Genomic DNA, 12,910 nt, shown 5'->3' on the forward strand with positions numbered 1-12,910 from the left:
CCGGGAAGGGAAATCGGACATCGTTGTCTCCTTGCTGTAGTTGTCGGACCGTTGCGGCCGCGTGCTCTATTTTGCAAGGTCGATGCCAGCTCGATGTCTGGATCGAGGCCTTGATTTTTATAGGTTTTCTGGCGATCCAGCATACACGCCGTCCGGGATTCTGGAAATCCGGACAAAGACTGTCGGGGAATCCGGAATCCATTGGGACGACGGCCTCGGGATAACCCGTAGGGGCTTTCTATGGCGTGCGTTGCCAGGCGGCAAGCGCGCCTTCCAGCTTGCTGGTCTCTAAACGCCGCCCTCTTCCAGCACCAGCAGATTCTCGTGCGAGAAACCGAGCGACACCGGCTGCCCGCGTTCGGGCAAACCGCGATTCGGATCGTTGAATACGTCGAGCGAAATCACGGCGTCTTTCACGCGGGTTCTGATGCGCACCACCGCGCCGAGGAAATTCACTTCTTCGACGGTGGCGTTCAGCGTGTTGCGGCCGGGCGCGGCCGGCTCCAGCACGATCGCTTCGGGCCGCAGCGCGAGCAGGCGCTTCTTGCCCGCATCGTCCGACGGCAGTTCTTGCGTCGTGGTCAGTTCCTGGCCGTCCACCACCATCCTGCCGGTGGCCGGATCCACCACGTGCCCGGCCAGAATATTCAGCGTGCCGACGAACGACGCGACAAAGCGTGTGCGCGGAAAGTTGTAGATCTCCGAGGGCGAGCCGATCTGTTCGACGCGGCCCTCGTTCATCACGACGATGCGGTCGGAAATCGACAGCGCCTCTTCCTGATCGTGCGTGACGAAAATCGACGTGATGCCGAGTTCGCGCTGCAATGCGCGAATGTCCTGGCGCAACGAGATACGGATCTTGGCGTCGAGCGCGGAAAGCGGCTCGTCGAGCAGCAAGACCTGCGGCTTGCCGGCGAGCGCGCGCGCGAGCGCCACGCGCTGCTGCTGGCCGCCCGACAATTGCCACGGATAGCGCCCGCCCAGATGCGGCAGCTTGATCAGTTGCAGCATCTCTTCGACGCGGCTGTTGATCTCCGCCTGCGGCCGATGCGTAATCTTCAGCCCGAAGCCGATGTTCTCGGCCACCGTCATGTTCGGAAACAGCGCATACGACTGGAACACCATGCCGACCTTGCGCTGCCGCGTGCGAAGGTGCGTGACGTCCTTGTTGTCGAGCCGGATGATGCCGCGCGTCGGTGTTTCGAAGCCGGCGATCATGCGCAGCACCGTCGTCTTGCCGCAGCCGGAGGGCCCGAGGAAAGTAATGAACTCGCCGCGTTCGATCTTCATGTCGAAGTGATGCAGCGCAATGTTCGCCCCGAAGGACTTATGCAGATTTTCGATCTCAAGGAATGCCATGATTCGCTGCCTCAGTCCGTCAAACTCGTTGGATCAAACTCGTTGGTCACACTCATTGCTCATACTTTCTGGCCGCTCATCGCGCGGGCCGAGCCGAATACCTGAATCAGCCCCATCGACGCCCACGTGATCACGAACGCGATGATCGCGAGCGCCGACGGCTCGTACGCGCGGTTCGCGCCGATCAACTGCAGATACGGACCGAACGCCGGACGGTCGAGCAGACTCGCCAGCGTGAACTCGCCGATCACCACCGCAAAGGTGAGGAACGCGCCGGACAGAATGCCCGAGCGGATATTCGGGAAGATCACCTTGAACAGAATCGTCGGCCAGTTCGCGCCGAGACACTCGGCGGCTTCGGTAAGCGAGCGCACGTCGACCGCACGCAGACCGGCATCGACGGCGCGGTACATGTACGGCAGCGAGAGCGTCACGTAGCCGAATACCAGCAGCAGGTCGGTGGCGCGCTCGTTGCCGGTGAGCGGCAGAATCGAACTGCTGTTATAGATGCGCAGATAACCGAACACGATCACGATGGCGGGCACCACCAGCGGCAGCAGCGTGATGAATTCGACCACCGGCCGCAGCCTCGGCAACCGCAATTGCACCCAGTAAGCCGTCGGCACCACCAGCAGCACGCCGACCACGATCGTCAGCAGCGCCATCAGAATCGAGTAGCCGAACGACGCTTGAAAGCGAGGATCGCCGAGCACGACGCTGTACGCTTCGAAACTGTAGATGCCGCGCTTCATACGCAGGCTGAACTCGAACGTCGCGATCAAGGGAATGAGGAAGTACAGCGAACCGACGATCATCGCGGTCCACGCCCCCACGCGCGATTGGCTTTTCATCGACGCCCCCTTTCGGCGCGCGAACGCAGCCAGATGTAGCCGCCATTCGAGAGCCCGGTGACGAGTACCATGCCGAGCGCGAGCGCATAGCCGAGGTTCTGGTTGTGCATCACGTCGCCGCGAATCTGCGCGTACAACAGGATCGTGACGATATTCAGCGAACTGCCGGTCAGCGCGTAGGCCGTGGCAACCGCGCCGAACGAATTGGCAAACAGCAGCAGCGCGGCGCCGAGCACGCTTGGCCACAACACCGGCAGCGCGACGTAGCGCCAGTATTGATACGCGGTGCCGCCGAGGCAGTCGCAGGCCTCGCGCCATTCGCGCTTCAGACCGTCGAGCGCGGGCGTGACGATCAGCACCATCAAGGGAATCTGGAAATACAGATAGGTCAGCGTCAAGCCGGAAAAGCTCAGGATGCTAAAGCCGGTCGAGTAAAGATTGAAGCCCAGGTATTTTTTCAGCAGCACGGTGACGAGCCCGACGCGCCCCAACGTGCAGATGAAAGCGAACGCGAGCGGCACGCCGGCAAAGTTCGACGCGACGCCCGAAAACGTCATCAAGGTCGGACGAATCCAGCCGGGCAGTTTGCCCTGCACCGCCGCCCATGCGAGCAGCGAACCGATCACCGCGCCGCCGAGCGAAGACGCCGCGCTCACCTTGAAGCTGATCCAGTACGCGTCCATGACGGTTGGCTGGAGCAGGTCGCGGAAATTGGCGAGCGTGAAGTGGCCTTGCGGGTCCTGGAAAGCGCCGACCATCAGGAAGCCGGTCGGCAGAATCAGGAACAGCAGCGCGAACGTAAAGAACGGCACCACGCCGATCCAGGCGAGTAACTGCGACGCGCGACCCGGACCGTCGACGCGAGGCGTTGGGGTAGGCACAGGCGGAACCAGCAATTCCGGCTGCACCGACCCGGCATCCGATGAAGCGCTCATAGCTCACCCTTGGGGCAATCTGGCAAACGCATCCGGCGCGCTGCGCTCATCACGAGCGGCGGCGCGCCGGGGCGGAAAACTTCACGCTACGGTTTTTTGTCGCGGCGCGTTGCTCTGCTGCCGCCGCGACCTACGCGCTACGCCTTACTTGACGTTCGCGCCGACCGCTTCGTCCCAGTGCTTCGTGATGGTCTCCTTGTACGCGTCCTGTTGCGAGAGCGTCGGAAACACCACGTTCTTGTAAGCCGACGGCGGCGGCAGCTTGTCGAGCAGCGCTTGCGGCACTTTCTTGCCGGTCACCAGCTCGTTGTAGCGCATCGGGTGGCAATAGCCCTTCAGCCAGCCGATCTGGCCTTCGTCGGAGTACAGATATTCCATCCACAGCTTGGCTGCGTTCGGATGCGGCGCGTAAGCGCTGATCGCCTGAACGTACACGCCGGCGACCACACCCGTTTTCGGAATCACCACATTCACCTTCGGGTTGCCCTTCAGCGTGTCGCGGTCGGCCAAAGCGTTGTAGTCCCAACGCACGACGATCGGTGTGGTGCCTTGCGCGAGCGACGCGGCCTTGCCGATCACCGGCACGAAGTTGCCGCTCTTGTTCAGGTTGGCGAAATACGTCAGGCCGGCCTGTCCGGCCTTGCTCGCGTCGCCCTTGCTTTGCGACAGACCGGCGGCGTACACGGCCTGGATCGCCTGGTTGGCCGAGCGCGGGTCGCCCGCCAGCGAGACGGCGTTCTTGTAATCGGGCTTGAGCAGATCGCTCCAGTCGGACGGCGCCTTGTCGATCATGTCGGCATTGACTTCGAACGCCAGCACGCCGTAGTAATCGCCATACCAATAGCCGTCGGCATCCTTCGACTCTTTCGGAATCGAGTTCCACGCGGCGACCTTGTACGGCTGCAGCAATCCTTCGGCCTTCGCCGACGGACCGAACGACAGACCCACGTCGATCACGTCGGGCGCCTGCGGGCCCTTGTTGCCCTTGTTCGCCTTGATGGCTTCGACTTCGTCGCCCGAACCCGCGTCCGGATTCAGTTCGTTGATCTTGATGCCGTATTTCTTCTGGAAGCCGGCCACCAGTTCGCCGTAGTTACACCAGTCGTGCGGCAGCGCGATCACGGTGAGTTGGCCTTCCTGCTTGGCGGCGGCGATCAGTGCGTCGAGCGGCGCGGCCGAAACGCTGCTGCTGACGCCGGCGGCGGCGACACCCGCAACGGCCGACATCGAAAGTAAGCGAGCTAACGCGGTGCGGTTCATAGTCTTTCCCCATCCTCTGCCGAAATTGCTACGTTTGGAAAATTTCTAGTTCGAGCTTCAGAGAGCGCGCGCGTGCATGGTTGCACTTGCGCGCCCGCACCATGTTCAGGCCGGGTTGGCCGGCGCCGGGAACATGTCGTGTTGCAGTGTATCGATGCGATCTGTACAAATCATGTCGACGCCCCACTGCGCGAGCAGTTGCGCGCGCGCCGGATCGTTGACGGTGTAGGCGAGCACGCGCAGGCCGGCGCAGTGAACCTCCGCGACCAGCCGCTCGGTGAGATAACGTTGGTTCGCGTGAAATGACACACAGTCCAGTTCACGCACGATGCGCAGCCAGTCGTCAGGAATTTCGTCGAACAGCATGCCGCGCTGCACCGAAGGCGCGGCGTCGCGCGCGGCGGCGAGCGCCTCGAACGAAAACGACGACAGCAGCGGCGGCGTCTTCTGTCCTTGCCACAAGGTCAGCGCGCCGCTTGCCACCAACGTGCCGGTGATCTCGTCGCGGCCCGGACACGGCTTGATTTCGATGTTGGCGGCAATGCCGTCGCGCGCGCAGCGCTCGGCCGCCTCGGCGAGCGTCGGCAACCGCGTGCCGGCGAATTGCGGTCCGTACCATGAGCCGGCATCGAGCGTTGCCAGCTGCTGCCATGTGTGTTCGGCGGCGGCGCCGTGGCCGTTGGTGGTGCGCTCGAGGGTGTCGTCGTGGAGCAGGAACAGCTGGTTGTCGGCGGATAGCTTGGCGTCGAATTCGACCATGCGGTAGCCGTAGCGCACGCAGGCGTCGAAACCCGCGAGGGTGTTTTCCGGCGCCAGCGTGCCGCCGCAGCGATGGGCGGCCAGTCGCGGATAAGGCCAGTCTGCGGATAAGGTGCGATTAATCCCGTTTCCCACGTCTCGTTACCTTTCAGATAGAGCGGGTTGACTATGCTCTCGACACGTTCCCGGCCGTCACCGCCGCCTCGGCCAACGTGAGGCATGCGGGGCCTCATGTTGCCTCCAGGCGCGAGCCCGTGCGTAGTATCGCGCCAAGGCAAGCGTTGCGAAAGCCGGGCATACACTCGATGCATCCATCGCACCGTGCGTTGCAATATCATTGTCAGGATGACGAAGCGTGCAGCCATCCCGCAGCGCGAAACATCACCGAGCTATCGCCTGGAGGGCAAACCGCAAGACCCATTATGGCGATGGCACGGGTCAGTCAAATTGCCAAAAAACACCGCGAAATGCTCGAAACCGGCAATTTCAATTCCTTTTCGAACATTTGATGTTCAAAATAGGCTGCGCGCTTCGATCTGCGAAGGCTAAGTTGAAATACACAAACTTGCAAGCTGCCAAAAAAATACAACACAATTCGACTAAAGTAGTAGGCTTGACATCGTCCGGACACACATTCGTGACCACGATGTCGGAGTTAAATACAAGCTGAACCAACGCGCGTACGCATTAGGGAAAAATGAATGTGGCAGGAAGACCGTCATCAAAGAATTCGCGCGTTGCTGTCCACGCTGCAACGCGTGTCCACGGAACGGATCATGGCGGACCTCGGGGTATCACGCGAAACCGTGCGGCGCGACCTGCTCGATCTCGAAGCGCTCGGTGAACTGCGGCGCGTGCACGGCGGCGCGATCAAGCCCGCCGACGAAGCGCCGATCGCCGAACGCGCGCACATGCGCGTCAAATCCAAGACGGCGATTGCGAAGGCGGCCACGGGTTTGATCGCGAGCGGCCAGACGCTGTTCATCGACGCCGGCACCACCACCGCCGCGCTGGCCGAAGAACTCGCGAAGCTCGCGAACCTCACCATCGTCACCAATTCGATCGATGTCGCACTCAAGATGCGCGGCGCGGTCGATCAGACCGAAGCCGCCAACGAAGTCATCCTGCTCGGCGGCTCGATCAGCGACCGCGCCATGGCGACCACCGGCGCGACCACCGTGCTCGACATCCAGCGCTATCGCGCGGACCTCGCGCTGCTGTCGCCGGTCGGCATTGATCACCGGCATGGCGCGACCAATTACGATCACGCCGAAACCGAGGTGGCGCGCGCCATGGTCGCCAACGCGGACCGCGTGGTCATCCTCGCCGACTACAGCAAGATCGGCCAGCGCAGCCGTATCTCGTACTGTCCGGTCGACCGGATCGACGTGCTCGTCACCAACAAAAAAGCGGCCGAAGCCGCCGATTTTGCATCGCTGAAGAAGAAGCTCGAAGAGATCGTGCTTGCTTAGGGCTTAGGGCTTGGGTCAGGACGCTCGGGCGTTATTCCTTCACGTGCATCGTATCGAGCGAACGCTTGCGCAAGCGCGTGTCGTGCAACGCGCCGGCGGCGTCGAGTACCGGATAGGCGGTCGAGCAGAACAGCGAATTGAGCCGCTTCATGTCGCTGATCAGATCGAGATGCAGCGCACTCGTCTCGATGCTTCGCAAGGTCTGTCCAGCGAGCCGGTCCAGATGCCGGTACGAATACGCGCGCTCCAGATCGCGAAAGCGCTCCTTCTCCGCGAGCAGGCGCTCGGCGCAACGCAGATCGTTGTTCAGAAACACCGACAGGCCGAGCTGCAGATTGCTGACGAGCCGCGCCTGCAAATCGTCCAGTTCGCCCAGCCCTTCTTCCGAAAACGACAGGCGATGAGCGATCTTCTTTTCCTCGATGTCCCCCACGATCCGCTCGATGATGTCGCCCGCATGCTCCAGGTTGATCGTCAATGAAATGATGTCGGTCCAGCGGCGGCTGTCGGCTTCGTCGAGTTGCTCGCGCGAGATCAGCGTCAGATAGCTTTTGACGGCGGCATAGAGTTCGTCCACGTCGTCGTCCATGCGGACCGTTTCGCGTGCTTTGTCGAGATTGTTTTGATGGATCAGATCCGCGACATTATCGAGCATGGATCGCACGATGTCGCCGATCCGCAGCACCTCGCGTGAGGCATGCGCGAGCGCGAGCGTCGGTGTGGACAGCGCGGTGGCATCCAGATGGAGCGGCCGCAGCTCACCGCCCGGCACCGGCCGGTTCGGCAACACGCGCACGCAGATACGCGCCACCGGGTCGATCAGCGACAGGCACGCGCAGCAACGCAGCGTGTTGTAGATCAGGTGGAAGCCGACCGTCGCTTCACGCGGATTCGCGATCAGCACCGGCAGACCGCGCGCGAGCAGCGAAGTGAACGGCAGGATCAGCAGCGCGCCGGCCAGCTTGAACGCAAAGCTGCCCAAAGCAAGACGCCGCGCCGCCGCGTTTTGAGCGACGGTGCCCAGCAGCGCGAGCAGGCCGCTTCCGAGATTCGCACCGATCACGAGGCACAGCGCGACCTTCAGCGAAATTACGCCGGACGAGGCGAGCGTTGCGGTGAGCAACACCGCGGCAAGACTCGAATAGGACAGCATGGCGAACGCGGCGCCGACCAGTGCGTCCAGCATGGTGTCGCCGGTCAACGCACCGAACATGACGCGCACGCCGGCGCCGTGCATCATCGGCTGCGCGGCTTCGACGATCAGGCGCAGCGCCAGCAGGATCAAACCGAGGCCGATCAACGTGCGGCCGGCCTGGCCGAGACGGGTTTGCTTGCGCGACAGAAAGAGCGGCACGCCAAGCAGAATCAGGATGGGCGACAACCAGGACAGATCGAGCGTGAGGATCCGCGCCATCAACGCGGTGCCGACGTCTGCGCCGAGCATGATCGCGAGGCCGCTGGTGAGCGGCAGGAGTCCCTGCGCTGCGAACGACGTGACGATCACCGCGGTGGCATTACTGCTCTGCACGAGACTCGTCACGCCGACACCCGAGAGAAAAGCCCGCCAGCGGCTACTGGTGCTGCGCCCCAGCACGCTGCGCAGGTCGGCGCCGAGGACTCGCAGGATGCCGGTGCGCACAATGTGCGACCCCCACACGAGGAGCGCCACACCGGCCAGAAGGTTTAGGAGAATCAACATAAGGCACTGCGCATCCATTCCTGCTGCCATGACCGAACCGCATGCCGCGCGAACCGGCACCCGGGGCGTATGACAGTAGTGTTGCATATTTTTGCCTTATTGTATTTTTGTGCTTTTAAATATAGGCTCGGTAAAGCTGCGGATTGCTGTGTGCGGGCTCATGGTCAGTCATGCGGCGAGTCCGGCCACTCGACCACCTAACCACGAGAACTCTGGATGAGCCGTAACCTTGCGCTGTTCGACCTGGATCACACGTTGCTGCCGCTGGATAGCGATCAGGCGTGGGCCCACTTCATTGCCGGACTGGGGATAGAAGGCGCCGCGCGGCACGCGCAGGAAATCGACGATTACTATCAGCAGTACGTGGCCGGCACGCTCGACATGGCCGCTTATCTGAACTACACGCTTGCGCCGCTTGCCCGCCACTCGCGCGAGCAACTCGACACGTGGCATGCGCAGTTCATGCAGCAGGTGATTGCGCCGGCCATTCTGCCGGCAGCGCGCGCGCTCGTGCAACGCCATCTGGATGCGGGCGACCTGTGCTGCATCGTCACCGCAACTAATGTGTTCATCACGGAGCCGATCGGCAAGGCGCTCGGTTTCGAGCATCTGCTGGGAATCGAGCTTGGCACCGAAGGCGGCGACCCGTCGGCGCGTTTTACGGGGATGGCGGTCGGCACGCCCACCTTCCGCGAGGGCAAGATCACGCGTACTGAGAGCTGGCTTGCCTCGCTCGGCCATCGTCTGCAGGATTTCCCGCAGAGCTGGTTCTATAGCGATTCGATCAACGACGTGCCGTTGCTGGAGCGCGTCACGAATCCCGTCGCGACCAATCCTGATGCGCGTTTGCGTGCCATCGCCACGGAACGCGGCTGGCCGGTGATCGAGCTGTTTGCTTGAGTGTGAACTTGTGCGGCCACTGCCGCTTTACACGCGCCCTTTCCACGGCACGAGCCGCCGCTCCAACGCGCGCATACCGAGATCGAACAGCCAAGCGATCAGCCCGATCAGCACGATGCCCATTACCACCACGTCGGTACGTAGAAAGCTCGACGCGTTGAGCACCATCTGACCCAGGCCCGCAGTGGCCGCGACCATTTCCGCGGCGACCAGCGTTGTCCAGCCGAAGCCGATTGCGATACGCAGGCCGGTGAGAATCTCCGGCAACGCTGCGGGCAAAACCACATGCCGCACGATCTGCGGGAAGCGGCCACCGAGCGAATACGCCGCATGAATCTGCTCGATGGTGGCGCTGCGCACACCGGCGCGCGCGGCCATGGCAATCGGCGCGAAACAGGCAAGATAGATCACGACGATCTTCGCCGTTTCGTCGATGCCGAACCAGATCACCACCAGCGGTAGGTAAGCGAGCGGCGGCAACGGTCGATAGAACTCGAGCGGCGGATCGAGAAGGCCGCGCGCAACCCGGCTCACGCCCATCAGGATACCGACCGGCACCGCCGTAAGCGCGGCCAGCGCAAATGCGCCGAACACGCGCAAAGCGCTCCAAGCGAGATGCTGCGAGAGCGGCAAACCGCCTTGAATGCGGCCGTGCCACGCGTCGAGAAACGCGGTCCATACCGCTTCCGGCGTCGGCAGAAATAGCGGCGGCAACCAGTGCAGATGCGTGGCAAGCCACCACAATGCCGCGAGCGTCGTGACCGAGAGCGCACTCAGCACGGCGGTCGGACCTTCGCCCGGCAGACGCCAGCCGTGCACGGGCCGCCCGGTTTGCCGCGGGCGCTTGCCGGTCTGCGCGAGCGGCACGTCACCCAATGATTCGCGAGAAGCCGTCATGACAGCACCTCGTCCTGCTTGCGCTCATGCAGCCGATGCACCAGCCGCTCGCGCCATTCGATAAAATCCGCCGACGACTTCACCGCGCGCGCATCGCGTGTCTGCAGAAAACGCCGTGCGAACGGCAGGTCGTAGCTATCGGCGATGCGGCCCGGTCCCGGCGTCATGACGACGAGACGGGTCGCGAGAAAGAGCGCCTCTTCGACGCTATGCGTGATGAAGAACACTGTCTTGCGTGTGCGGCCCCAGACATCGAGCACGAGCTCCTGCATCGACTCGCGCGTCATGGCGTCGAGCGCGCCCATCGGTTCGTCCATCAGCAGCACTTGCGGATCGCTTGCGAGCGCGCGGGCAATGCCCACGCGCTGCTGCATGCCGCCCGACAGCGCATAGACCCGCGAGCGCGCATGCTTCTCGAGTCCGACAAGCTTCAGCATGTCGAGCGCGATACGCTCGCGCTCCGCCTTCGGCACACGCTGAAAGCGCAAACCGAGCGCGACGTTGTCGAGCACATCGAGCCAGGGCATCAACGCATACTTCTGAAACACGACGCCGCGGTCCGCGCCTGGTCCGAGCACGGGTTCGCCGTTTAATCTCACTTCACCTTCAGTCGGCGGGATGAAGCCGGCAATGCAGTTGAGCAAGGTCGTCTTGCCGCAGCCCGACGCGCCCAGCGCGACCACGAACTCGCCGGGTTCGATACGTAGATCGACATCGGCGAGCGCGACATGCGGCGCCACGCCGCGCGCGCCTTCGTAGGCGACGTGCAGTCGCCGGATCTCAAGACCGCTCATCGCCGGACCTCATGACGCCAATGGGAAACAGTGCGCGACGATCAATGCGCCGCACGCCGCACGAACTGCGGATCGACGCCGGTCGAATAGTCGGCCAGCACGTTCTGGATCGTGCCTTGCGTCTTCAGAAACGCCGCAGTGGCGGCCAGCGACTTCGCCGCGCCCGATTGCGCGCCGCCGCCGAGCCATGCATTCGAAGCCTGCTGCGCCGGCGTCGGGAACGCGTACAACGCCAGGCTTGCCGGCACTTCCTGCGCGTTCGCGCCGGACTCTTTGGCGACTGCCTCCACCTGCGGCGACGCTGCCGTCCATGCGGATGTGTGGTCGCGGTAACTTGCGTCGGTCGCGGCGAGCACCTTCACGAAGCGCGCGACGAACTCGGCGTTCTGACTGGCGAACTTGCGATCGACGACGAAGCCGTCGAAGGTCGCCTTGCCGGTCTGCTGCGCGACCTGCCCCGACGTAATGAGCACCTTGCCGTTCTTCTTGACCTTGGCGAGCACGGGATCCCAGATATACGTCGCGTCGATGTCGCCGCGCTCCCACGCCGCCGCGACTTCAGGCGGGCGCAGATTGACGATCTTGACGTCGGACGGATTCACGCCGACGCTCTGCAACGCAACCAGCGTATGAAAGTGCGACGTCGATACGAACGGCACGCCGATCTTCTTGCCTTTGAGGCCGGCAACGCTCGTTACATTGGAGCCATCACGTGCGACCAGCGCTTCGGCGTCGTTGATATTGTCGAGAATCCAGAACAACGAAATATCCACGCCCTGCGACAGACCCGCGGCGATCGGGCTCGAGCCGGCTTCACCGAGTTGCACCGAACCGGAGGCCAGCGCGCGGATCACGTCGGCGCCGCTGCCGAGCTTGCGGTAGGTGACCTTGTAGCCGGTGGCTTTCTCCACTTCACCTGTCGCCTGCGCGTAACGCCAGGGCACCACCATGTCCTGATACGCGATCACCACTTCTTTGGTGTCGGTGTGCGCCACGGAAGCAAACGGCGCGGACAATGCGAGCAGCGTAGCAAACGCGGCAAGCGGACGGAGGATGCGGTTCATCGGGAAGCCCCTTGAGCAGGTGTTGTTCGGGAGGCTTTCGACTATAGGCAGTTTGTTCGCGGCCGGTTCTAATTAATCCGCGATTGCTAATCACGCTGTTTGAGCATTGCTTTTCACGTTCGGTCGGTTAGCGGCGACTGCTGGGGTGGGCAGTCGGGCAGTTCCAGCGAATGATGGCGGATTGTGGCATGTGCGCGCAAGTTGGCCGTTCGGCAGATTGACCTTTTATCGACGGCAGCAGGATCATCTATGCGTTGCTAGAACTTCGCATTCCTATGATCGATTTCGTTGGCCGCCTTAGCTGGTTGCTTTTCAACGTCGGCGTGCCGGTGTGTGCGCCCTTCGCGCTGCTGCCTCTGTTGAGCTTTTCGCGGTTCTATCGGCAGTCGTCCAACGGTATTGCGATACGTTCTGTTCAGAACGGACAACTTCTCTGGGTCGTCATCTCAATGTGTGCCAGCGCGTGTTATGAGATCGGAAGCGCGCTGGGCGATGCATCGACGACTAGCAGGCTGGCTTTCATGTTGGCAGGGTTGCTCTGGCATGTTCTCTTTCTCGTCGTGGCATCCATCCTCGTGTCGTTCGGCGCAGCTGACTCGACGCCACATCCTGACTATCGTCACGGCGACGAGGCACGTGAGCGGAAGTTGATGTGGACATCCACGATCATGACTGCTGCAGTGGCCGCCTCATTCGCCCTATCTCATTATTCGTTAAACTAACTAATTAGCAACCCTCTGAGCTATACTTTTAAGCACGTCCAACAGGGAGAACTCAAATGCCCAATCTGATCGACTACGTCATGGAAAATCGCGATGTGCGTGATCGCCTGATCGAACTGGCCGCTCCATTTTCAGTCATCGGTAGCATCATCGCCTCGATCTGCATGCTGCTCGCACGTTACTACCGGTAATTCTTTG

General features: G+C 62.4%; 13 protein-coding genes. 4 read left to right on the forward strand and 9 right to left on the reverse strand.

The window, feature by feature from the left end; genetic code table 11:
- Positions 1-288: 288 nt before the first annotated feature.
- The 5 genes from B0G75_RS06535 to ugpQ form a co-directional block, all read right to left on the reverse strand.
- Complete coding sequence (locus B0G75_RS06535) at positions 289-1,359, reverse strand: ABC transporter ATP-binding protein (RefSeq protein WP_106302227.1); 1,071 nt, start codon at positions 1,357-1,359, stop codon at positions 289-291.
- A gap of 59 nt (positions 1,360-1,418) precedes the next feature.
- Positions 1,419-2,210 (reverse strand): ABC transporter permease, encoded by a 792-nt coding sequence (locus B0G75_RS06540; protein ID WP_106302229.1) that lies wholly within the window; start codon positions 2,208-2,210, stop codon positions 1,419-1,421.
- On the reverse strand, positions 2,207-3,145 hold the full coding sequence (locus B0G75_RS06545; protein WP_106302231.1) for an ABC transporter permease subunit: 939 nt from the start codon (positions 3,143-3,145) through the stop codon (positions 2,207-2,209). The genes B0G75_RS06540 and B0G75_RS06545 overlap by 4 nt, the downstream gene beginning before the upstream one ends.
- 144 nt (positions 3,146-3,289) lie before the next feature.
- Positions 3,290-4,405, reverse strand: coding sequence for an ABC transporter substrate-binding protein (locus B0G75_RS06550; RefSeq protein ID WP_106302234.1), 1,116 nt, complete (start codon positions 4,403-4,405; stop codon positions 3,290-3,292).
- A gap of 105 nt (positions 4,406-4,510) precedes the next feature.
- Positions 4,511-5,299, reverse strand: coding sequence for a glycerophosphodiester phosphodiesterase (gene ugpQ / locus B0G75_RS06555; protein ID WP_106302237.1), 789 nt, complete (start codon positions 5,297-5,299; stop codon positions 4,511-4,513).
- Positions 5,300-5,865: 566 nt separating this feature from the next.
- Here ugpQ and B0G75_RS06560 point away from each other — a divergent pair.
- Positions 5,866-6,636 carry a DeoR/GlpR family DNA-binding transcription regulator gene (locus tag B0G75_RS06560; protein WP_106302239.1) on the forward strand — a complete coding sequence of 257 codons (771 nt, stop codon included), beginning with the start codon at positions 5,866-5,868 and terminating at the stop codon, positions 6,634-6,636.
- Positions 6,637-6,667: 31 nt separating this feature from the next.
- Here B0G75_RS06560 and B0G75_RS06565 read toward each other — a convergent pair whose 3' ends face one another.
- A complete protein-coding gene (locus B0G75_RS06565; RefSeq protein ID WP_106303625.1) occupies positions 6,668-8,335 on the reverse strand; it encodes a Na/Pi cotransporter family protein in 1,668 nt (555 codons plus the stop codon).
- Between the two features lie 216 nt (positions 8,336-8,551).
- Between B0G75_RS06565 and B0G75_RS06570 the strand changes: the two genes are divergently transcribed.
- On the forward strand, positions 8,552-9,235 hold the full coding sequence (locus B0G75_RS06570; protein ID WP_106302243.1) for an HAD family phosphatase: 684 nt from the start codon (positions 8,552-8,554) through the stop codon (positions 9,233-9,235).
- 27 nt (positions 9,236-9,262) lie between these two features.
- Here the strand turns inward: B0G75_RS06570 and B0G75_RS06575 are convergent, their stop codons facing one another.
- The 3 genes from B0G75_RS06575 to tauA are packed head-to-tail and all read right to left on the reverse strand — an operon-like array spanning position 9,263 to position 11,990.
- Complete coding sequence (locus B0G75_RS06575) at positions 9,263-10,132, reverse strand: ABC transporter permease subunit (RefSeq protein ID WP_106302246.1); 870 nt, start codon at positions 10,130-10,132, stop codon at positions 9,263-9,265.
- Positions 10,129-10,926 (reverse strand): taurine ABC transporter ATP-binding protein, encoded by a 798-nt coding sequence (locus B0G75_RS06580; RefSeq protein WP_106302249.1) that lies wholly within the window; start codon positions 10,924-10,926, stop codon positions 10,129-10,131. The genes B0G75_RS06575 and B0G75_RS06580 overlap by 4 nt, the downstream gene beginning before the upstream one ends.
- A 41-nt stretch (positions 10,927-10,967) precedes the next feature.
- Positions 10,968-11,990, reverse strand: a complete 1,023-nt coding sequence (gene tauA, locus B0G75_RS06585) for a taurine ABC transporter substrate-binding protein (RefSeq protein ID WP_106302252.1) — start codon at positions 11,988-11,990, stop codon at positions 10,968-10,970.
- 275 nt (positions 11,991-12,265) lie between these two features.
- Here tauA and B0G75_RS06590 point away from each other — a divergent pair, with 275 nt between their 5' ends.
- A complete protein-coding gene (locus B0G75_RS06590; RefSeq protein ID WP_106302255.1) occupies positions 12,266-12,712 on the forward strand; it encodes a hypothetical protein in 447 nt (148 codons plus the stop codon).
- Positions 12,713-12,768: 56 nt separating this feature from the next.
- The gene (locus B0G75_RS41190) at positions 12,769-12,903 is read left to right on the forward strand and encodes a hypothetical protein (protein ID WP_012431572.1); all 135 of its coding nucleotides are present in this window, start codon (positions 12,769-12,771) and stop codon (positions 12,901-12,903) included.
- Positions 12,904-12,910: the final 7 nt, after the last annotated feature.

Origin of the sequence: Paraburkholderia sp. BL18I3N2 (genome assembly GCF_003001875.1) — a bacterium.
GTDB lineage: Bacteria > Pseudomonadota > Gammaproteobacteria > Burkholderiales > Burkholderiaceae > Paraburkholderia > Paraburkholderia phytofirmans.

Coding starts and splice junctions, on each gene's coding strand:
- B0G75_RS06535 (WP_106302227.1), bottom strand. CDS start 1,359: ATGGCATTCCTTGAGATCGAAAATCTGCATAAGTCCTTCGGGGCGAAC.
- B0G75_RS06540 (WP_106302229.1), bottom strand. CDS start 2,210: ATGAAAAGCCAATCGCGCGTGGGGGCGTGGACCGCGATGATCGTCGGT.
- B0G75_RS06545 (WP_106302231.1), bottom strand. CDS start 3,145: ATGAGCGCTTCATCGGATGCCGGGTCGGTGCAGCCGGAATTGCTGGTT.
- B0G75_RS06550 (WP_106302234.1), bottom strand. CDS start 4,405: ATGAACCGCACCGCGTTAGCTCGCTTACTTTCGATGTCGGCCGTTGCG.
- B0G75_RS06560 (WP_106302239.1), top strand. CDS start 5,866: ATGTGGCAGGAAGACCGTCATCAAAGAATTCGCGCGTTGCTGTCCACG.
- B0G75_RS06565 (WP_106303625.1), bottom strand. CDS start 8,335: ATGTTGATTCTCCTAAACCTTCTGGCCGGTGTGGCGCTCCTCGTGTGG.
- B0G75_RS06570 (WP_106302243.1), top strand. CDS start 8,552: ATGAGCCGTAACCTTGCGCTGTTCGACCTGGATCACACGTTGCTGCCG.
- B0G75_RS06575 (WP_106302246.1), bottom strand. CDS start 10,132: ATGACGGCTTCTCGCGAATCATTGGGTGACGTGCCGCTCGCGCAGACC.
- B0G75_RS06580 (WP_106302249.1), bottom strand. CDS start 10,926: ATGAGCGGTCTTGAGATCCGGCGACTGCACGTCGCCTACGAAGGCGCG.
- tauA (WP_106302252.1), bottom strand. CDS start 11,990: ATGAACCGCATCCTCCGTCCGCTTGCCGCGTTTGCTACGCTGCTCGCA.
- B0G75_RS06590 (WP_106302255.1), top strand. CDS start 12,266: ATGATCGATTTCGTTGGCCGCCTTAGCTGGTTGCTTTTCAACGTCGGC.
- B0G75_RS41190 (WP_012431572.1), top strand. CDS start 12,769: ATGCCCAATCTGATCGACTACGTCATGGAAAATCGCGATGTGCGTGAT.